The sequence below is a fragment of the Leptolyngbya sp. KIOST-1 genome (assembly GCF_000763385.1).
Taxonomy (GTDB): domain Bacteria; phylum Cyanobacteriota; class Cyanobacteriia; order Phormidesmidales; family Phormidesmidaceae; genus Nodosilinea.
Window position 1 is genome coordinate 351,529 of record NZ_JQFA01000004.1, and the last position, 21,149, is coordinate 372,677.

Annotated in this window: 17 protein-coding genes; 10 read left to right on the plus strand and 7 right to left on the minus strand. The window is 57.6% G+C overall.

The window, feature by feature from the left end:
• Positions 1-88: 88 nt before the first annotated feature.
• The 4 genes from NF78_RS18605 to NF78_RS18620 all read right to left on the minus strand — a co-directional run bounded on the left by NF78_RS18605 (position 89) and on the right by NF78_RS18620 (position 3,499).
• Positions 89-271 (minus strand): CsbD family protein, encoded by a 183-nt coding sequence (locus NF78_RS18605; RefSeq protein WP_035990725.1) that lies wholly within the window; start codon positions 269-271, stop codon positions 89-91.
• Positions 272-485: 214 nt separating this feature from the next.
• A complete protein-coding gene (locus tag NF78_RS18610) occupies positions 486-1,295 on the minus strand; it encodes a superoxide dismutase (RefSeq protein WP_052050734.1) in 810 nt (269 codons plus the stop codon).
• Positions 1,296-1,495: 200 nt separating this feature from the next.
• Complete coding sequence (locus NF78_RS18615) at positions 1,496-1,969, minus strand: DUF4383 domain-containing protein (protein WP_035990727.1); 474 nt, start codon at positions 1,967-1,969, stop codon at positions 1,496-1,498.
• 240 nt (positions 1,970-2,209) lie between these two features.
• Entirely contained in the window at positions 2,210-3,499 is a 1,290-nt protein-coding gene (locus tag NF78_RS18620) for a glucose-1-phosphate adenylyltransferase (protein ID WP_035990729.1), read from the minus strand.
• 636 nt (positions 3,500-4,135) lie between these two features.
• Between NF78_RS18620 and NF78_RS18625 the strand changes: the two genes are divergently transcribed.
• Both NF78_RS18625 and NF78_RS18630 read left to right on the plus strand, forming a co-directional pair.
• Positions 4,136-4,825 carry a hypothetical protein gene (locus NF78_RS18625; protein ID WP_081972756.1) on the plus strand — a complete coding sequence of 230 codons (690 nt, stop codon included), beginning with the start codon at positions 4,136-4,138 and terminating at the stop codon, positions 4,823-4,825.
• A gap of 525 nt (positions 4,826-5,350) precedes the next feature.
• The gene (locus tag NF78_RS18630; RefSeq protein ID WP_035990732.1) at positions 5,351-5,749 is read left to right on the plus strand and encodes a response regulator; all 399 of its coding nucleotides are present in this window, start codon (positions 5,351-5,353) and stop codon (positions 5,747-5,749) included.
• Positions 5,750-5,777: 28 nt separating this feature from the next.
• Here the strand turns inward: NF78_RS18630 and NF78_RS32535 are convergent, their stop codons facing one another.
• Together NF78_RS32535 and NF78_RS18640 are read right to left on the minus strand one after the other, a co-directional pair.
• Positions 5,778-9,854, minus strand: coding sequence for a PAS domain S-box protein (locus NF78_RS32535; protein ID WP_052050735.1), 4,077 nt, complete (start codon positions 9,852-9,854; stop codon positions 5,778-5,780).
• A gap of 315 nt (positions 9,855-10,169) precedes the next feature.
• A complete protein-coding gene (locus NF78_RS18640) occupies positions 10,170-10,631 on the minus strand; it encodes a BON domain-containing protein (RefSeq protein ID WP_081972757.1) in 462 nt (153 codons plus the stop codon).
• 972 nt (positions 10,632-11,603) lie between these two features.
• On the opposite strand from NF78_RS18640, the gene NF78_RS18645 reads away from it, so the two are divergent.
• From NF78_RS18645 to NF78_RS18660, 4 genes are all read left to right on the plus strand, one after another.
• On the plus strand, positions 11,604-11,834 hold the full coding sequence (locus NF78_RS18645) for a hypothetical protein (protein WP_035990734.1): 231 nt from the start codon (positions 11,604-11,606) through the stop codon (positions 11,832-11,834).
• A gap of 339 nt (positions 11,835-12,173) precedes the next feature.
• Positions 12,174-13,883 (plus strand): beta-carotene ketolase CrtO, encoded by a 1,710-nt coding sequence (gene crtO, locus NF78_RS18650; RefSeq protein ID WP_035990736.1) that lies wholly within the window; start codon positions 12,174-12,176, stop codon positions 13,881-13,883.
• Positions 13,884-13,945: 62 nt separating this feature from the next.
• Entirely contained in the window at positions 13,946-14,500 is a 555-nt protein-coding gene (locus tag NF78_RS18655) for a DUF2231 domain-containing protein (RefSeq protein WP_035990738.1), read from the plus strand.
• Between the two features lie 449 nt (positions 14,501-14,949).
• The gene (locus NF78_RS18660) at positions 14,950-15,342 is read left to right on the plus strand and encodes a BON domain-containing protein (RefSeq protein ID WP_052050737.1); all 393 of its coding nucleotides are present in this window, start codon (positions 14,950-14,952) and stop codon (positions 15,340-15,342) included.
• Between the two features lie 17 nt (positions 15,343-15,359).
• On the opposite strand, the gene NF78_RS18665 is transcribed toward NF78_RS18660, so the two are convergent.
• Entirely contained in the window at positions 15,360-16,763 is a 1,404-nt protein-coding gene (locus NF78_RS18665) for an MBL fold metallo-hydrolase (RefSeq protein ID WP_035990740.1), read from the minus strand.
• Positions 16,764-17,111: 348 nt separating this feature from the next.
• Between NF78_RS18665 and NF78_RS18670 the strand changes: the two genes are divergently transcribed.
• From NF78_RS18670 to NF78_RS18685, 4 genes are all read left to right on the plus strand, one after another.
• Positions 17,112-18,140, plus strand: a complete 1,029-nt coding sequence (locus NF78_RS18670; protein WP_035990742.1) for a hemerythrin domain-containing protein — start codon at positions 17,112-17,114, stop codon at positions 18,138-18,140.
• Between the two features lie 242 nt (positions 18,141-18,382).
• On the plus strand, positions 18,383-18,781 hold the full coding sequence (locus tag NF78_RS18675; protein WP_035990744.1) for a hypothetical protein: 399 nt from the start codon (positions 18,383-18,385) through the stop codon (positions 18,779-18,781).
• 181 nt (positions 18,782-18,962) lie between these two features.
• Positions 18,963-19,694: a DUF3891 family protein gene (locus NF78_RS18680; RefSeq protein ID WP_035990747.1), complete on the plus strand. Its 732-nt coding sequence runs from the start codon at positions 18,963-18,965 to the stop codon at positions 19,692-19,694.
• 441 nt (positions 19,695-20,135) lie between these two features.
• The gene (locus NF78_RS18685) at positions 20,136-21,125 is read left to right on the plus strand and encodes an iron-containing redox enzyme family protein (protein ID WP_263970655.1); all 990 of its coding nucleotides are present in this window, start codon (positions 20,136-20,138) and stop codon (positions 21,123-21,125) included.
• The last annotated feature ends 24 nt before the right edge of the window (positions 21,126-21,149 follow it).

A 21,149-nucleotide genomic window follows, 5' to 3' on the forward strand; every position in this document is an offset into this window, starting at 1 on the left:
AAAAAAAATAGGGAGCAGTTTACTGCTCCCTTTGATAAAAGACCTAACTAGGTGGAAAGGTCACTGCTATGTCTGACACTAGCACTTACTAGTCAATGGCTTTCTTGGCCTGATCTTTGACGTCTTCTTTGGCGTGCTTGGCTTTGGCTTCACCTTGCTTGGCTTTGCCTTTCATCTGGTCAGAGGTGCTGCCGGTTGCTCTACCAGCGGCATCCTGCATTTTACCTTCGACATTCTTAGCAGTGGCTTCGGCTCTATCTTGAATACCCATAGGTTATTCTCCAAATTGCTTAATCACACTTACAGTCTAAAAGAGTCTCCACCGGTACCCATCGGTCAATGGGAACACTTTTTCATTCTCAAATTCATGCTTTAACCCAGCAGCGCCACAACAAGAATCTCGTAGGGACATTGCTCTGCAATGTCCCTACGAGAGTCCTGCAAATTGGGCAAATTGGGTTTTACCCAAACGGATTCGGTGGCAATTATGCAGCGGGCTGAGTGGCGGCCTGATAGCGGCGATTGATCTCGGGCCAGTTGACCACGTTCCACCAATTTTCCAGATACTCGCCGCGCTCGTTTTGGTAGCGCAGGTAGTAGGCGTGCTCCCACACGTCATTGCCCATGATCGGGTATTGGCCATCCATAATCGGGCTGTCCTGGTTGGCGGTCGTGACAATTTCCAGGTCGTCGTCGCCGTTGCTCACCAGCCAGACCCAACCGCTGCCAAAGCGATCGCTGCCAGCTTCATTAAACTGGCTCTGGAAGTCCTCAAAGCTGCCAAAGGTTTGCTCAATGGCCTGGGCAATGTCACCCGTGGGCTCACCGCCCCCCTCCGGGCTCATAATTTGCCAAAAAATGGTGTGGTTGAGGTGTCCGCCGCCATTGTTGCGAACGGTGGTGCGAATGTCTTCGGGCAGGCCATCCAGGTCGCTGAGCAGGGCTTCTACGCTCTGGCCCTGGAGGTCAGGATAGTCCCCCAGTGCCTCGTTGAGGTTGTCCACGTAGGTGGCGTGGTGGGCGTCGTGGTGCAGCCGCATGGTTTCGGCATCAATGGCGGCCTCAAGGGCGGCGTAGTCGTAGGGCAGGGGCGGCAGTTCGGCTGGAGTGGCCAGGCTGCGATCGGTGTAGGCAACCGGGCGCACCTGCGCTTGTTCAGCCTGCCCCGGAGCCGTTATCTGGGCCTGGGGAACCTGTTGGCAGGCCAGCAGCAGCACCAGGGCGGCCAGCCCAGACAGCAGGTACCTAAACGGACGCTTAAAGAGATTTATGGCGGGATTTCTTGGGCGGTGCATAGAGCTAAACCTTGACGTATTGATGGATATGGGAATTGAAGAAGAATGAGCATCCAGCATTCAAGAGCTGGTCGCACTACCCACGGAAGGCGGTTGGGTCAGAGACCGGTTAATGACCAGCCCCTAGCCAGGACCATACGCAAAGCCACCGCCTGGGGACCAGAGGCCCAAGACGGGCGGTGACTGGCGTCGGGTAAGGCCTAGAGAATTTCGCCAGCCCCCTCGCCATCCTTGAGATCGCGCTTAAACAGAGTAAGCAGGGAAGGAGTGACGAAAAAGCCAAAGTAGATTCCCAGCAAACCGGTCAACCCGTGCAGCAAAACATCGGGGCCAAAAATAGGGAAGAGGCCAAAGAAGGTATTCAGGACAGGAACGAAGCCCATGATGGCCAGAACGGTGTAGTAGATACCCAGTTGACCGGCATACAGACGCGAGCTGTCCAGGGAAATAGCCGCCACAATGCCCAGCAATCCGGTGACAATGTGCACAATATTGTGGGCGGTATTGACCGGGAACAGACCCATCAGGGCACCATAACCGGACACAACCTCCAGATTGCTAGCGGCTTCATTAAAAGAACTGGGATGGGAAACCAGGGCTGGAATAAAGCCCATAACGCCAATGGCGACATAGACAATACCAATAATTAAGGCAAATTTTTGTGTGGTTTTCATGGCAAATTAGCCTCAGCGGAACAACTGCCATCAAGCTAATAAGTCCCAGCCTTGTAAACCTCTTTAATAGGGGGTAACCATGCCTACGTCGCCGGGCAGACTGTAACTGCCTACCTGAAAAAGGTGATAGTGCGTCCTCACCCTGAGGAGTGAGCATAAGTGGGGGTACCTAAAACGATTCCCTGACCATAGCCAGGGAATCAAGCTTCTGGGGTACCGACCCAGAACCAGTGGGGAAGCTTAAATTATGGTGTCATCGGGAATAGTTGCCCCGCGCAAAACGGTGATAATGCCGCTGCGGATATAGAACCCCTGATCCTCGCGATCGGCCTCTTCAACCCTGTCCTTATTGAGGATTTGAACGTTGCAGCCGATGCGGGCATTTTTGTCGATGATGGCGTGGTGAATGGTGCTGTTGGCGCCAATGCCCAGGGGAATTGTGGTGGTATCGCAGCTGCCGCGGCGCTCAAAGTTGTCCTGGTAATGGTCGGCTCCCATGATCAGGCTATCTTCAATGGTGCAGCCTGCTTCAATGCGAGTTCGAATGCCAATGACCGAGTTGCTAATGGTGCACTCCTTGAGCACACAGCCCTCACTGACCATCGACTGAGAAATGTTGCACTGCCAGTACTTGGTCGGTGGCAGATAGCGGGCGCGGGTGTAAATGGGGGCAGCCTCGTCGTAGAAGCTAAATAGCGGATTGGGCTGTTTGACTAACGCCAGGTTGGCGTTAAAGAACGACTCAATGGTACCGATATCTTCCCAGTAGTCGTTAAACAGGTAGGCCTGGACGCGATAGTCCTTGGCTGAGTTGGGAATGATCTCTTTGCCAAAATCAGTCTGGTCGGGGTACTGCTTGAGCAAATCGATCAGCACCTCTCGCTTGAACAGGTAAATTCCCATTGAGGCAATGTAGGGCTTTTCCTGAGCTTCATCGGCAGAGAGACCTAGCGTGGTGGTATCCACCTGCATCTGCTTCAGAGCATCGCCTTTGGGCTTTTCGCTAAAGTCAATAATGCGCCCTGAATCATCAATTTTCATCAGGCCAAAGCTGGAGGCCCGTTTGTCGTCTACGGGAAGGACAGACAGCGTAATATCGGCATTGGTTTCGCGATGGTGCCGGACAAAATCGCGATAGTCCATGCGGTATAGATGGTCGCCCGACAAAATCAGGTACTCATCAAAGTTCATGTCCTCGAACCGCCAGAGATACTGACGCACGGCGTCGGCAGTGCCCTGGAACCACTCCAGGTTCTCAGGGGTTTGCTGAGCGGCGAGCACTTCTACAAATCCCTGCTGAAAGCCTGAGAAGCTGTAGGAACGCGAGATGTGCTCGTTGAGCGAGGCTGAATTGAACTGTGTCAGCACATAAATTCTGGAAATATCTGAATTGATGCAGTTGCTGATAGGAATGTCAATCAGGCGATGCTTGCCTCCCAGGGGCACAGCGGGCTTCGCTCGGGTTTTGGTGAGTGGGTAGAGGCGGGTTCCAGCACCGCCACCGAGCACAATTCCTAACACTTTTTTCACAATATCTCCTTGTCTGTGGGTAGGACTAGCTGGATGCAATGACACTGACCGGACCAGCACTCAAACAGCACCTGCAGCCTTTGAGTGGTTTCAGGCTTTCACGGGGCTTAAGATCTGACCTTCAGTGTTTGCTTAGGGCTTAGTTTGGAGCCTGGTCTGGCGCTCAAGGGTTAACGAGGTCAGGCCCGCAGGGCGCTGTTGTTGGGCAGGGGCGAGGGCAATGCTAGGTTCGGCGGATAGGGCGATCGCTCGTACGGGATCCTGAGGCACCACCAGGCCACCAGATAACGACTCCAAAGCTGTTTGCTTTTACTCTTCAGAGTTAATCCCTTTTCCTTCCAGCGGCATGTATCCCAGGGCGGAACCCCGCCTTAACCGGCCTAAAATTTTGTGACGATCAAGGCTTGTTTTGCGCTCATCGCGACAGGAAGCAGGCAAAACATTCTCCTGCCACTGTATCCGTCGATAAGCCCAGAAAAGGCTGGAAATATTGGGTTTTGCGGCTTTATCTACGACCTTCGGTCTTTTCTTTTGCGTCTATAGGTAGATGGGGTCAATTTGGCTAGGTCCTACATTGATGGCAAGAATTGACTCGAGCCTTTATTAGTAGAACAACATTGCAAGGAATGTGTACCTATGTCTTACACTAATGACCCCAGTCCCTACAGAAACGATCCTGGCACCTACAGAGATGACCCTAACGCTGCTAACCCCAACTATCGCGTGACGGAAACCACAACGGCTGCGCCCGTAGCCGATTACCATGATCTGGTGCGCTGGGGGCCTATTTTTGCGGGGCTCGTGATTGCGATCGCTACCCAACTCGTCCTGACTGGTCTGGGGGCTGCCATTGGCCTCACCACCCTGGCCAACACTGACCCCAACGGCACTGCTGGCGACATTGGTGCAGCGGTTGGCATCTGGTCGATCATCAGCCTGCTGATTGCCCTGTTTATCGGTGGTTGGGTGACGGCCCGCGCCTGCGGCCCCATGAACCGCAAAACGGCTATGCTCAATGGGGCGATTCTGTGGGCGACCACGCTGGCAGTGAGTGCCTGGCTGCTTTCCACCGGCGTGGCGGGAGCGTTTGGCATCGTAGCCCAGGGTGCTGGCGCTGTCATTAACCAGATTCCTGCCGACACGGTGCCCAACATTAACCAGCAAGACCCCAATACTACTCAGCAGCAGGTTCAGGATGTAGCCGGTAATGCCGCTGCCGTGGGCTGGTCGTTTGCGCTGGGTTCGCTGCTGGGTCTGGTGGCTGCCCTGGCCGGGTCTGCGGTGGGTGTTCGTCTCCCCCGCGCCTACAACACCGCCGCACGCTAGCCCTGCCGAGTCCGGGTTCACCGGATCGACAGGTTAGAAGCAATCCGACAGCATCGACGCAACGGAATCAACACAACAGTAAGGTTTAGGTAGGCTTCGGCCTACCTTTTTTATTGCCAGGGTTGAAGCTGGGATGGGGCGTCCCTCGGGCCACCCCTCTCTGTAGTGATGGTCAGCCACGGTTGGCCGAACGGGTCATACCGAATCCTATTCGGCATGCTACGCCCCTACGGGATTGCTGGTTGTGAATCGGGGTTTTATGACTCGGATTTGGTATCAGGGTACTACCAGTTGGCCGGGCTAAAAATGAGGGTGAGTGGGGGGCGACAGCCCAGGCTTTCAAATTTACGGTTGACCTTACACAGGGGGGCAAATCGTGCTCCCCGAGCCGTGGAACCCGTTACTGTCAGATTGGTCAGGCCCTAGGTATTTAGGTAAAAGGGATCTGTATCCGAAGTTCGAGGTGTGCTTAATAGTCCATCGATTAAGCTGGCTATATTCAATACTTCTTATTCATTCATCCCCGTGTGTACTCCATCGGACTTTCGAATTCTTGTCGTTGACGATATCGATGACAACCTCTTTTTACTGCAAACCGTCTTAGAAACAGAGGGTTATGCCGTAGATACGGCTGGAAATGGCGGAACTGCCCTGGCAAAGGTGACCCATTCTCCGCCAGATTTGATTTTGATGGACGTGATGATGCCTGATATGAATGGCTACGAGGTAACCCGCAAAATTCGGCAAAACCCAGATTTACCGGAGATGCCTATTCTGATGGTTACCGCCTACGACTCGATCTACACGGGCCAGGGGCTGGCGCTGGGGCCAAATCACTTTATTCGTAAACCGATTGAGTTTGATCAGCTGTTGACCAAAGTAGCTACCCTGCTGGAGGAGTGCCACCACCCCAAAGCGGAGTGAACCACAGATAGCTGAACTGGACCGGCGGCTATAGAACCAGAGCCGCGATCTCGGCGACCAGATCGGCGGGCTCAAAGGGTTTGCTAACGTGGCGTTGAAATCCAGCGGCTAAGGCTTGCTGCTGGTTAGCTTCTCCGGCGTAGGCGGTGAGGGCAATGGCTTTGAAGCTGGGTTGCTTACCCTGCTGGACCAGCTGCGATCGCATTTGCTGCACCAGCATGTAGCCATCGACAGCGGGCATAGCGATATCGCTGATCAGCACATCGAGCGCCAAGTGGGGCAATTGCTGCAGCGCCTCGGCGGCGGAGGAGACGGCGGTAACGGTGGCTCCGGCCTGCTCCAGCACCAGTACCAGGAGATCGCGGGCATCGTCCTCGTCCTCTACGGCTAGGATTCGCACCCCGCTGAGGGGGTTGGGGCGGGCCATAGCCTGGGGGGGCAGGGTGGGTTGAAGCCCCTGAGCCGCTGCAGCGGAACTGACCTGAAGCGGTAGCCGCACGGTGAAGGTAGCCCCCTGACCCTCGCCGGGGCTGGTGGCCGCGATCGTGCCGCCGTGGAGTTCCACCAGCTGCCGCACGATCGCCAGCCCCAGCCCCAGTCCGCCGAACTGACGGGTGGTTTTGCTGTCGGCCTGGCGAAAGCGATCGAACATGAAGGGCAGAAACTCGGGGGTGATGCCCTGGCCGGTGTCGGTTACGGTGACCTGGGCGTAGGCGGCACCCCCTGGCCGGGTTGGGGCAATGGCCTCCAGACTGAGCTTGATCTGACCGCCCTCGGGGGTAAACTTCACCGCGTTGGAGAGCAGATTCCAAACCACCTGCTGCAGGCGGCCGGCATCGCCCAACACGGGGGGCACGCTGGCCCCTAGGTGGGTGTGAATCTGAATGGCCTTGGCCTCTGCGGCCAGGTGCACCGTTTCTAGCGAGGCCTGAATGGCCGTTTGGAGGTTGACCGGAGCAACGTCGAGGTGGAGCTTGCCCTGCAAAATCCGCGAGACATCGAGCAGGTCGGCAATCAGCTGGGTTTGCAGCTTGGCGTTGCGCTCAATGGTCTGGAGCCCCCGCAGCAGGGTGGGATCTTCGGTGGAGCGCTTTTGCAGCAGCTGGGACCAGCCCAAAATGGGGTTGAGGGGTGAGCGGAGCTCGTGGGAGAGCACCGCCAGAAATTCGTCTTTGATCCGGTTGGCGGCCTCGGCCTCACTGCGCGCGGTCTGCTCATCCTGGTAGAGGCGGGCGTTGTCGACGGCGATCGCCAGCTGGTGGGCGATGTTCTCGGCCAGGGCCAGGTCGGCTGGGACGTAGCGACGATCAGACTCGGCGGTGAGAAACAAAATGACCCCTAAAACCTGGCTCCGGGCAACCAGCGGAGCGGCAATGCAGGACTTCAGCCCCAGACTCTGGATCAGGCGCAGGTGGTCGTCATCCTGGGCCACCGCCTCCAGCACCTGGGGGGGAATGTCGGCCATCAACTGGGTACGGCTCAGGGGCAAAATCTGCCCCAGCCCCGCTGGGGCGTCTAACGGTTGGGGATAGCGGCGATGCATCTGCCAGACCAGGTCCACCTTGGCTGGGTCGCAGTGGGCAAGGGCCACCCGCTCCAGGGTCTGGTCGGTCTGCAGCAGGTCGATCGCGCACCAGTCGGCAAAAAACGGCACCACCCGATCGGCGACTCGCTGGAGGGTATCGGTGTGGTTGAGCAACGACGCCAGGGTGGTGCTGATATCGACCAGCAGGGCTGAGCGAAACTGGCTGGCCTCCGCATCCAGCCGGGCTGCCTGCTCGCGAATGCGCTGGGCCCGCTCAGCCTCAACCAGCTTGCGATCGGTGATGTCGAAAAAGGAGGCCACCACGGCAGAGGGGGTAGGCTCGTTGGGTTGAAACAGCGGTCGGGTGTTGATCGAAATCCAGGTTAGGGTGCCATCGGGTTTGTTCACCCCCATCACCACATTGGACAGTGACTCCCCCGTGCGCAGGGTAATCATACTGGGATGCTGATCGCCGGGAAACGGGGAGCCGTCCTCGCGAATGGCGTGCCAGCGCGGGTCGAGGGAACTGCGCCCCATCATTTGATTGACGCTCAGGCCCAAAATTTCGCAGGCGCTGGCGTTACAGGTGTAGATCATGCCGTCGGTATCCTGCAGCACAATGCCTTCGGCGGTTGTCTCAATCACCGAGCGGTAGCGCTCCTCGGAGGCCTGCAGCGTCAGTTCTGCCTGCTTGCGCTCGGTGATGTCGCTCATGGAGGCGACCACATGGGTAATGGTGCCCTCGGCATCGAGCAGGGGAGAGGCGTTGACGCAGAGAATGGCTTGGGTGTGGTCGGCATGGGCAACAGCCAACTCGATCCCGTACACCGGCTCCCCGGTGCGAAGGACTTGCTGAAAGGGCAAATCCTCTGTGGCAAAGGGTTGTCCCTCTACCGTAGTCAAGGCCCAGGCCGGGTCGTCGTAGGTGCGCTCCGCCAGTTCGCTGCGGGTCAGCCGCAAAATCTTTTCGGCGGCGGAGTTGGCGGTTACCATCTGCCCCTGCAAGTCCAGAATGATAATGCCGTCGGGGATGGTTTCAAAAATGCTGGAAAGCCGGGCTTCGCTGGCGCGCAGGGTGTCTTCCATGCGCTTGCGCTCGGTGATGTCGTGCATGACTACCACCGCGCCCTGCAGGCTCCCGTCCACATCGGCGATCGCCTGGCCGCTGCTCAGCACGGTGCGAGCCACCCCACCATTGGGGGCAATCACCATTTCGGCGTTGTCCACCCTCTCCCCCTGGAGGGCGCGAAACAGTGGAATCCCCTCCGTGGGCATGGGCGTCTTGCCATCGGGCTGGTAGAGGTCGTAGTAGTCGGCCCACTGGTCGGGGGGCAGCGGGTGCTCGGGGAGGCCGTGAAACTCGCGGGCCGCCTGGTTGAACAGCGTCAAAAGGCCTGCCTCGTCGCAGGCGACTATGCCCGCCTGCACGTTTTCGAGCAGCACCCGCAGCATCTCCTGCTCTTTGCGGAGGGCACTTTCGGCCTGTCGGCGCTCGGCGATTTCCAGCTGTAGCTGCTCGTTGGTGCGCGAGAGTTCGGCGGTGCGGTGGGCTACCAATTGCTCCAAATCTTGCTGGACCTGGAGCCTGGCGGCATCGGTGTGCTGGCGATCGAGCTCGGTGGCGACCCGCAGGGCAAAAATGGGCAGCAGCGCCTCGATCAGCTGCACATTGGTGAATGGTTGACAGGCCATCACCCCCAGCAGGCCCAGGGGCGTGCCCTGGGCATCGAAGAAGGGAATGGCCGCGTAGCTATCGATGCCCAGGGGGAGCAGCAGTTTGGCCTCCGGAAACTGAACCCTGACGCCGTGGGGGTAGCAGCACAGCTCCCGCTTTAGCAGCACCTGCTGACAGGGGGTGTGGTTCAGCAGGTACTCAAAGTTTTCGCCCAGCTGGCCCCGCACGCAGGCGGCGATGGTGCGAACGCTCTCCTGGCGATCGCTGTCGACCAGGCCAATGTAGACGTAGTCCACCCCCAGGGTGTGGTTGAGGTGCTGCACCAGGGCGGCAAAAAAGCCCTGCCCCGTTTCGGCGGCAACGCCCTCGGTGACGGCTACCAGGGCGGTATCGATTTCGGCGACGCGCTGGGCCGCCAGGCGCAGGTCTAGCTCGTCGACCACCAGGGCCGCCAGGTCGGTCAGCACCGTTTGCTGCTCGTCGCTCAGCCCGTCGCGGGGTTGGCTATCGAGAATGCAAAGGGTACCCAGGGCCAAGCCCCCCTGGGTCAGCAGCGGCGCTCCGGCGTAGAACCGCACCCCCGGGTTACCATGCACCAGCGCATTGTCTGCAAACCGCTCATCCTGATGGACATCGGGCAGCACCAGGACCTGGTCGCTGAGGAGCGCGTAGCTACAGATCGACCCGTAGCGCTGCACCGTTTGGCGATCGAGGCCGTGGGCCGACTTGAACCAGGCCCGGGTCTCATCTACCAGAGAAATGAGCGCAACCGGAGCGTCAAACAGCCGGGCGGCCAGCGCCGTGATCCGATCAAACCCGACTTCGGGGGGCGTGTCTAAAATCTTGTATCGCCGCAGGGCTTCTAGCCGTCCCGCTTCGTTGTTGGGTAGGGGAGATGAGGGCATTAGCGATTTAGGAGGAACCGGTAGGAGGTGTCTGCGACGATGCCTGGCCGAGGACTCATGCACCAATAGTATTATGAGCTGTTTGTCCCTTCTCTTGCCTCCTTCACCCCTTGGGCATAGTCTAAATAGCTCCCCAGTGGGATGCACTCCCTCCCTGGGCAGACTTCAATTTGTCGCTTTAGCCCAGGTTTTCTGCCCCTTCACCCAGGAAAATGCCAAAAAAAGCGGCGACCCGCCAGGGGCCGCCGTCTGAGTTCACGCGCTGTGGAATGGGGAACCGGCAGTTTGCGCGGCCCGCCAGAGCCAGGTAGATGACTACCGCTTCAGGCCCAGGTCGTAGGCCACTTCATGCACGCCGGGAATGGCCTTGATGTCGTCCACGATCGCCTGGGCGGTGCCGCGATCGGCCACTTTGCCCGAGAGTCGCACAGAGCCGTTAGAAACGCTGACTTTCAGCTCATTGGGGACTTTGCCTTTGACTCGGTCGGTGATCTCCTGGTCGCCCAGGGGAGTGCCCTTGGCGTCGGCATACTCAATTCCCTGGTACTGGTTGCCCTGGGGAGTAGTCTGGAGCGTCTCGTTTAAATCTTTTTGGCCGCCGGTCAAAGCATCGCCGTTGACCGCACCAGCAACCGCTGGCTGAGTGAATCCAACCAACACAACCGCCAAGCATGTCGCAGTGACCAGGCTAGCTTGTCCAGCCTTGGGAAGGCGCACCAGCCGCAGGGCTACCCCCAGACCAACTATCACCATTCCAATTTCTAAAGCAGTCAACATGGGCTTACTCCAATAACAAACGACCGGTGGGGCTTCAGCCGGCTAAATATCAAAACCGCTTTTCAGGCTGGGTTCAAAATTTCCGCCCTGGGCCTCACCGCATGTCGATCAGAAGTATAAAGAACCCCACCTTTGCAAACATCTCTCAAGGGCCATAGGACACCTCCATCCAAAGACAGAGCTTTGGCTAACGATGGCGCAAAAATTGTTTTGCGATCGCCTGCCTCGCACGGTTCAACCAGTCCTGTAAGCGGGCGATCGCAACAGCGTCATCTTCTGCCTAATCGATGCCGGGTGGACATGGGTACAGTTGATCTGTGGCCCCGCGTAGAGCCCAAAAATGCTTCCAAGCATAGGTAAAGCGTTGCGATTAACTAATGCCTGATCGGTGTCAATGGCCAGCGACGACAGCTCAATCCCGCAGTCAATCATGCTTTGTGCGATCGCCTTGGATCATGCCGCCTGTGCTTCTGCTGAAACTTGATTAGTTTCGAGTTGCCAAGCATTATTTTAATTGCAACTCGAGGTAAATTTGAATCGAGTTTTAAACTGCTTAAACTTTAGCTTCTCAGCGAGAAAATACAGATTTCAACCTTCAAAATGGCCGTGAAGTCGCAACAATTTTTGATAATGTTACTGGTCTTTCGTTGGCTAGCTCGGGGCATGGCCTGGGGCAGAGAAGGAGCACGCGATCGCAGCGAATTCTTTGGTTCGTCGTGAGTTTAGCCCGCTGCTGGTTTCTGGCTCAAACCACAAACCCTCTTTTGGACGATGGAAAAGTCTGCAACAGCGATCACCCTGATAACTACTGGGTGTGAAATAAACAGTGATCCTGGTCGGGAACCTGGCGTTCCCCAGACCACGACCTTACGCTGATCAACTTACAGATCAACCCTAAAGGTTTAGCAGCTCACCGTTTAATTTTACATTCTATCTCTTGAACTACAAAATAAACCGTGGAGGAAACCACCCATGACTACAGGAACTAAAGCCCAACAAGTTGTGAGCAACCTGGAGTACGATTGGCTCACTGTCATGCACAGTAAAGCCAAAGCGCTGCAAGCCTACGACAAGTACATGCAGGATGCCCGTGAGGCCAATTCGCAGGAATGCGTCGATTTGCTCACTCAACTCAAGCAGTCTGACATCGAGCAAATCCAGGAGATTCGCAAGCATCTGATGAAGACCATGTCCCAAAGCTAGGGGTATTTGTCTGCGGCTGTTGTCACCGTTGACCCGGCTGTTAACCCTGGGTCTCTGGCAAACCAGAGGCCCAAATTTATGGCCTGAGGCCCAAAGAACGGCTGTCAACTGTCCTGGGGTAGACTTTGTCTTTCGTAGCACGGCTTAGCATGCTGAGGCGGTTGGCCCAAATGGATGCCGGGCCCAAAGCCTTTCCTGGAGATCTTAAATATTTAACCAAATAGTTAACCAAAATTTAGGCCGATCTGCTCTTGATTCTGCCGCCAATCTACTCCTCAGGATAGGTCGGTTTTGAAGCCCATTTTCCTTACCATCAGGGCATATTTTGAGTATTTCCCTATGCAGACGACACAGACGTTTGATGTTGTAATTATCGGGGCGGGGCACAACGGGTTAGTTTGTGCAGGATACTTATTAAAGGCTGGGTACAGCGTTTTACTGCTAGAAAAGCGGGAGATTCCAGGCGGAGCAGCCACTACAGAAGAGGCTCTGCCGGAGGATGCTCCGGGCTTTTACTTCAATCTCTGCGCGATCGACCACGAGTTTATTCACCTGGGGCCAGTGGTCGATGAACTGGAGCTGGAGCGCTACGGCCTAGAGTATCTCTACTGCGACCCCATTACCTACTGCCCCCAGGCGGACGGCAAGGCATTTTTAGCCTACCGCTCCGTCGAAAAGACCTGTGCAGAAATTGCCCGCTACAGCCAGCGGGATGCCGATCAGTACAAGAAGTACATGGCGTTTTGGGACACCCTGACCCAGGCGATTACCCCCGTATTCAACGCACCGCCCAAGTCGGTGGTCGATATTTTGGGGAACTACGGGCTGCACAACATGCAGGATTTGCTGTCGCTGGTGGGTGGCGTTGATCAGGCGCTCGACCTGGTTCGCACCATGCTGAATAGCCCCCAGGACACCCTCAACGAATGGTTCGAAACCGAGGTGGTCAAAGCCCCCCTGGCGCGGCTGGCCTCAGAACTGGGGGGGCCGCCTTCCCAAAAGACCCTGGCCGTAGGCTCGATGATGATGGCCCTGCGCCACAACCCCGGTGTGGCCCGTCCTCGCGGCGGCACCGGGGCCCTCGTCGATGCTCTGGTCCGCATGGTCAAGGACCACGGCGGCACCATTCTCTGTGACCAGTCTGTCGATCGCCTCTTGATCGACGCCCAGGGGCGGGTGGAAGGCGTGCGCGTGGCCAGTGGGCAAGAGTACCGGGCCACCAAAGGAGTCATCTCCAACATCGATGCCCAGCGAGTGTTTCAGGATCTGGTGCCCGCCGCCGATGCCCAAACCCTGGTGCCCGAGCTGAGCGAACGGCTCGATCGGCGCATTGTCAACAATAACGAGGGCATTCTCAAAATTGACTGTGCCCTCTCCGAAATGCCCCGCTTTGAGGGTCACGACCACCGCGATGACTACCTGATTGGCTCGGTGCTGATTGCCGACACGATGGATCAGGTGGAAACGGCCCACACCATGCCCACCCAGGGGCTGATTCCCGACGACGATCCATCCCTGTACGTGGTCGTCCCCACGGTGATGGACCCCTCCATGGCTCCGGCGGGGCAGCACACCCTGTGGATCGAGTTTTTTGCGCCCTTCCAGGTCAAGGGGGCCGAGGGTACAGGGCTGCTGGGGACCGGCTGGACCGATGACCTGAAGAACAAGGTGGCCGATCGCGTGATCGACAAACTGGCCCACTACACCCCCAACCTGAAGCAGTCAATCATTGCGCGGCGGGTGGAAAGTCCGGCCGAGCTGACCCAGCGCATTGGGGTCCGCAAAGGCAACCACTACCACATCGACATGACCCTCGATCAAATGGTGTTCTTCCGCCCCCTGCCCGAGCTGGCCAACTACCAGACCCCTCTTTCCGGGCTGTTTTTGACCGGGGCGGGCACCCATCCTGGCGGGTCAATTTCCGGCATGCCGGGGCGCAACTGTGCCCGGGTCTTTCTGAGTGTGCAGGAACCCCTGAAGTACAACCTGAAAGAAGCCGGCAACTGGCTCAAGGATCGCTTTAAGTCCGTGGCGAGCCTGAGCCGCTGAGAATCGCCTGAAGATCGATCGTCTATTTCCGTTGTTAGACCCGTCATTTAGAGGACATTGTTATGGCCACCCAGGATTACCAGAACCAGTCTGGACAGGTGCCCTATCCCAACCTGCCGCCGCTGATCGACAGCCGGGCGACGGAGTATCGGGGCACCGGCATCACCAGTTCGATCGCGATTTTTGGCCACCCCATTCACCCGATCATCGTCATTTTTCCGGTCGCCTTTCTGAGCAGCGCCGCCGGGGCCGACCTGGGCTACTGGCTCACCCAGGACTTCTTCTGGGCCAGGGCCAGCGTCTGGCTGCTGGGGCTGGGGGTATTGTCGGGGGTGGCCGCCGCCGTCACCGGCATGGCTGACTTTATCAACATTCCTCGGGTGCGCCAGCGCACCGCCGGGTGGGCCCACATGGCGCTCAACGCCGGGGCGCTGGTGCTCAGCATTATCAACGTTCTGCTGCGGTGGGGCGACCCGGCGGCGGCCATTTTGCCCCTGGGTCTGGTGCTGTCGGTGGTGGTGTCGGGGATGCTGCTGGTCAGCGGCTGGTTTGGCGGCGAGCTGACCTTCCGCCACAAGGTTGGCATCGTTGGCCCCGGCGAAACGATGGAGCGGTAGCGATCCTAGGGCGTGTCATCGGTTCTGATCAAAAACCCTTAAATATCAGTGGTGCCACGCTCGCTTCCCCAAACAGCTAGGGGCTTCAACCCCTGATTCTGGGGCCATCAGAGGCTCATTGACAACAGGTCCCTAAGGCAGCGTCAAAGCTAAAAATTAGGGTTCCCGTAGGTTGGGTGAAGCGGAGCGTAACCCAACAGCAGTCAGCCTGGTTGGGTTACGCTCCGCTTCACCCACCTTACAAACTTAGGTTTTACAGAGCACTAGTGTTCAGTCAAAAAAATAATGACGGGAGGTGTGCCTTAGGGTTCACGGTTCACGGTAAGCGGTTTAAGGCGAGCCGTGTACCGTTTACCGTAGACCGACAACCCGTTAACCCGTCACATTTAACTTGACTGACTACTAGGCTGCCCCATTTACAATGCTCCTGCCGCTATTCAGGTGTCGCCATGACATGGGAAAACCACATCGACTTTGACCACTGCACAATCTCCCACGGGAACAACCCCAGCCCCATGACGCCGGGGCTGACCAATGCCTACGACGACGAGCTGCGCGAAAAGGCCAGCCAGCACATTCCGCCGCCGCCGCCGGAGTACATGGGCCTGGAGGGGGAGTACGACACCTATGGGCTGGTGCGCCGTCTGGCTGAGGCCCTCGATCGCGAGTCCGACCTGGCCGCCATCGACACCCTCACCCTGATTCAGCACGGCAGCACCATTCAGCTCACGGGCCAGGTGAGCGATCGCACCACCCTGGAGCGCATCATCGATGTGGCCAGCCGGGTAGACGGGGCCCGGGAGATTGACAGCAACCGCGTGGCGATCGCCGACCACCCATAGTGCAAACATAGTGCAAACTAGCCCACCGACTGCGGCTGCTCCACGGGGAGTTCTGCCGATTGCCATGCGCTCCACGATCCCGGGATATTGATCACCGAGGCAAAACCGTACTTTTGCAGCAGACTGGCCGCGATCGAAGCTCGGTAGCCGCTGCCGCAGTAGGTTGCCACCCGCTTGGTGTGGTCGAGCTGCGCCAGGTTTTCCTTCAGGTGCGGCAGGTAGAGGTGCTGAGCGTGGGGGATGGCACCGTTGAGAAATTCCTGATCGCTGCGCACGTCCAGCACCAGCAGATCCTCGCAGTCGAGCTGGGCGTGGAGTTCGGTCACGGGCATCTGGGTAATGCGCTGGAGCGGTAAACCCTGGGTCTGCCACCCGGTCATGCCGTCGTGCAAATAGCCAACCACCCGGTCGTAGCCGATGCGAAACAGCTGTTCGCTGGCTTCCCTCAGGGCCTCTGGTCCTTCAGCCACAAGCAGAATCGAGCTGTTGGGATCGACCAGCCAGCCTACCCAGGACGGAAACGACGGCCCCAGCCCAATGTTGATGGCCCCCGGAATGTGCCCACCGCCAAAGGCCAGCAGGGAGCGAGTGTCGATCACCAGGGTATTGGGCTGCTCCATGCGCCGCTGAAACGCTTCGACTGCCAGCGTCTGAGGAGCCTGAAAACAACCCTGAATAGGTGGGCCAGCGGCGTTTACTGTTTTGAGCCGGCTGTAGTGGCGGGGCGGCTCGGGCATGTCGCTGAGCAACCAGTCAACGAACTCGTCGGCGCTGCGGGGCTGCAGGGCCGGGTTGAACAGTCGCTCATTGCCCAGGGTACTCTGGGTGCGATCGCCGATCGACTTGCCGCAGGCGGACCCGGCCCCGTGGCAGGGGTAGATCTCCATGCGATCGCCCAGGGGCAGCAGTTGCTCAAACAGGGAATGGTAGAGCTGGTGTGCCAGGGAACGAGCGGTATCGGCCCCCAGCAGATCGGGGCGGCCAACATCCAGGTTAAAGAGGGTGTCGCCTGTGAACAGGGCGAAGGGCTGCTTTCCCTGGCGTGGGTCGGACAGCAGCAAACTGATGTGCTCGGGAGTATGCCCTGGGGTATGCCGCACCTCCAGGGTGATTTTGCCCAGAGTGATGGTATCCCCGCTATCCAGAGGCTGGTAGTCGAACTGGTAATCCTCGCTGCGACCCGCCGCAATGGGGATGTTCAGCCGCTCCTGTAGTTCCCTCGCGCCCGAGACAAAATCGGCGTGAATGTGGGTTTCTATGGCGTGGGAGATGCGCAGCCCCAGCTGCCGCGATCGCCGCAAATAGACCTCCACATCTCGACGGGGATCGACGATCGCAGCCACGCCGGCAGCGGCATCGCCCACGATGTAGGAAAGCTGGGCCAGCCCTGGGGTTTTAATTTGTTCAAAGACAAGGCTCATAGCGGTACTCCCCAAAGGCAACTGATCGTGACCCTAAAGGGATTTACTAGGGGCATCATCGTTCCTTTGAGGGATCTTGTGAGGGATCTTGTGAGGGATCTGGGGTGGCATTCTTGGTCTGATTATTCTGAAGGCTGTCGTGGGGCCGGGGGCATCGCGATTGCTCTACCTGAACGGCAGCTTCTGTTAAAGCCGTGATTCGTGGGGGCGAGGCTAAACGACTAAGGCTGGCCCCAAAGAAGGAGTCAGCCATCTAAATCACGCGGAGAATTCTACTCCAATGACAGATAAGGTTTCTGCTTCAAGTCCTTAGGCTGTGATCGGAATTTCACTGGAGTCCTAGTCTGTATGCCTGCCACCTTAAACGATCAAAAGCGGACGGCGATCGCCGAAAAACTGGCCGATATCAAGGCCATTCAAAGCCTGATTATTGACAATGAGGAGCAGTTCCTAAACCAGTGTAGCGACGACCATCTGCGCAAGCGGCTGGAAGATATGCTTGAAGACGACCAAAAGAATTTAGACATTGTCGAAACCGCCATTACCCAATACGGCATCCAGGCCGAACCCAAGGCTACCGTTCAAGAACTGGTGAGCCAGGCCAAAGACACTCTCTCCCGCTCTGAGCTGAGCCTGTACGAGAAAATGGCCCAGCATGAGCTGCTGAAGCACGGCCAGGTGGTGTCGGGGCTGGTGGTTCACAAGGCTGCCCAGGTGGTTGGCCAAGACGTGGAGGCCGCCCTGGCCCCCCTCAACACTGTCAACTTTGAAAACCGCGCCCACCAGGAGCAGCTCAAGGGCATGCTCGAATACCTGGGCACCCTGGAGCTGACCGGCCAGGAGCCGCAGCAGGGGCTGTGGGCTCGGGTGCAGGACGCGATCGCCGCCGCTACCGGAGTGGTGGGCAGCGCTACGACCCAGGCCTCGGACAGCGAATCCGCTGACGTGCTGGATCTGATCTTTATGGACCACCAGAAGGCCCGAACCCTGATCAGCGAAATCCGCAACGCCGACAGTTCTGAGCAGTGCAAGGCTCTGTTTGGCCAGCTGTACAAGGATCTGCTGGTGCACTCCAAAGCCGAAGAAGCGGTGGTCTACCCCGCTGTTCAGCCCTTCTACGGCAGCGACGACACCCAGGAGCTCTACGCCGAGCAGGCCGAAATGGAAAACCTGCTCAACGAACTCAAGGCTATGCCCTCCACAGGCGATCAGTTCATGGCCAAGATCAAGCAGCTAAAGGCCATGATAGGCGACCACACTCGCCAGGAGGAAAGCACCATGTTTGCATCCATGCGCAAGAACCTCTCCCGCGAAGACCGCGAGCGCATGGGGATTCGCTTCAAAGAGAGCAAGCAAAGCCTGCAAAGCCAGATGTAGGTCGATATTGGTTGAACTCGGCAGCCTACGGTTTGTTGCTGTCGATTTGCCGAGACTCCCATCAGCTAGGCGTTAGTCTTTGCCCTCGGTTTGGGGGCAGAGACTAACCACTCCCTGCACCGTCCAGGTTATTTTTTTGGATTCCTAATTCAGACAATTCATACCTTGGGGTGGAGCGCAGGAAAGGTTTCTACAGTTAAGTCTAGTAAGTACGTTCAAGTAAGTTCAAAAAGGAGCATTTTATGCAAATCCTAAAGCAAGTTTTCAATCCGAATGTCCTGCGCCAGTGGGCGATCGTGTTTCTGGCTGGCCTGGTGGTTCTGGTGACTACCGCCTGCGGTGCAGCCCAGTCTTCCACCCCCGCTAGAGATAGCGTCGGCAGCGCTGGCCCGGCCCAAAACGAGGCCATGTACCCCCACAAAGACACCGTGCGTGACACCAGTGCCGCCGATGCCAAGGCCGATCGCATGATTCGTCAGGCCGAGCAGCGCATCGAAAACAGCGACGAAAACGCCCTCAAAGAAGCGGCGAAAAACATTGGTAAAGCGACTCAGCAGGCGGCAGACAATGCGGCTGAGAACACCAAGGGAGCCGTCAACCGCGCGGCCAACTCGGTGGAGCGCAACCTGCCCAACGGCTAGGGACTCAACCGCAAATTCAGCGCATAGCATTCCAGGCAGAAGTAACCGCGTGTTGCTTCTGCCTGGACTTTGATCGGCGGCATTTCGTGTCGTCTATTCCAGGTCCGGCAGGCGCTTTCCCACTGGCGAAACGCTTTGATCCAACGTTTATCCCCCACGTTTTCACTCCACGTCAAACCCTATGATCGTCAATCTCCAAGCCGACGGTTGGGAAATTATTTACCACCGCGCCCACGCCCTTCTGGCCGCCCAAATTGCCGGCCACTGGAACTTTGGTAAACAGACCTACCGCCTCTACGAAACCATCGCCGCGATCGCCCACCACGACCACCTCGAAAAAGAGTGGGAAGGGGATCAGCTCACCGAAGCCGGTGCCCCCCTGGACTTCACCCTGGAGAAAGAACCCGCCGTTGACAAGCTTCGTCAGCACGCCGATGAAGCCCTCTACCAGGGCCGCTGGGTGGCCATGCTGATCTCAATGCACCTGTGCTTTTTGAACCAGGGCCAAGGGGAAGACGACTCGGAGATGGCCGACTTTCTAAAGGAGCAGCGTCGGCGGCAGGCCCAGTGGCAGGCGGAGCTAGAGATCAGCCCTGAGGAGGCTGAAAAGGCCTATACCTTTATGCGCTGGTGCGATCGCCTCTCGCTGATTCTCTCCCAGCGTCAAATTCCCGCCGCAGGCCGCAAGCTGGAGATCACCGCCGGTCCCGATGGACAGCCCTACAGCGTTTACCAACTCGACTGTGGCGATTTGAGCGTTACGCCGTGGCCCTTTTCCTGCGAAAAGTTCACGGTCAAAGTCGATGCCTGCTATGTATCTCAGCTCCAGTTTGGCTCCAACGATGAGCTGACTCAGGCTCTGCAAAAAGCTCCCCGCAAGTCCCTATCCTGGACCCTGAAAACCTCTGACTAACTGACCGTGTTGATGCCAATCGTGAACCTGGCCTGGGCCGGGTCCGCTGACGATCCCAGCGCCAAACGAGTCCCATTCAAACGGTTTAGCGCCAATCCTATGCCCAGGCAACGGCGATATTCTGCCTCCAGGCGGATAAGGTTGGCTCTATTTGGTAGCTACATTTACACTATGTCCACCAAGTAATCCCACTGAGCAATCTATCGAACGATTGGTACGGCTTGCATCGTTTGAATTGTCCATCGGCTGATTCCAGATCGATCAGTCCAGGCGGAAGTGGGAAGAGGTTTTTAAGGTATTGCTATGTTTGCCGCTGTCCATAATCGAGACTTGGGGAAAGGCTCCTCAAGTCCCATTTTTTCGACCTCTGAGGCTATTGATTTCAATGCCCTAGAAAGAGATTTTGTCGATCTGCTTCAGCTTGAAAACTTGGACCAACAGGTGGCCCAATCCCCCCAGCGGCTTGAGCCCTTAGAAGCCGCGATCGCCGCAGCGCTGCCCCTGGCCTACGGTGAACCCTCCGCCCCTGGCGATGACGCTGCCCACCGTTTTCTGCAGCGGGTTTTGTACCGGATTAACCGGCTCAATCTCTTCTGGTATGACGACCTCCAGCACTACAAAAACGAGCGATCGCTCTACCTGCAGTGGCTGCGCGATCGCATTGAAACCGCCTGGCAAGCCTGGGAGATGGGCCAGATGGATGTTGACCATCTGCAGCAGCAGGATGTTCAGCAAACCCTGAGGGCCTGGTACGACGCTGATGTTGCCCCCCCCGTCACCGCCAACCGCCGGTTTCTGCGCGAGGACCTCGATCGCGAGGGCTACCGGCGGCTACTGGCGATCACTTCGCTGGATGGTCTGGTAGAAGCCAGCCGCATGTCGCGGATTTTGGGCGGTGCCAGCAACGAGGTTCAGGCCATGCTGATTCGAGTGCTGATGGAAGAGTACGGCAACGGTCGTCTCTCCCGTAAACACTCCACCTTTTTCGCCAAAATGATGGCCGAAATGAACCTGGACACCACCCCAGAAGGATACTTTGATTTGGCCCCCTGGCAGCTGCTGGCCAGCATTAACCACAACTTTTTGCTGACCGAATGTAAACAGCATTTCCTGCGCTACAACGGTGGTTTAACTTACTTTGAAATTGTTGGTCCATCGATCTATACCGACTATTTGATGGCGGCGCAGCGACTGAACCTGAGCGAAGCATCGTCGGGGTATTGGGAGCTGCACATTCGAGAAGATGAGCGGCACGGCCTGTGGATGCTACAGGATGTAGCGCTGCCGCTGGCAGACCAATATCCTGACCAGGCCTGGGAACTGCTGCTGGGGTACGCCCAGGAAAAATTCATTGGCGACCGGGCTGGGCAGGCCATTATTCAGCATATTCAGCAAGCATCTACTCCCCTACCTGAGATTTACTCAGCCTAAGGTGCAGGTCTATTTCAATTAACG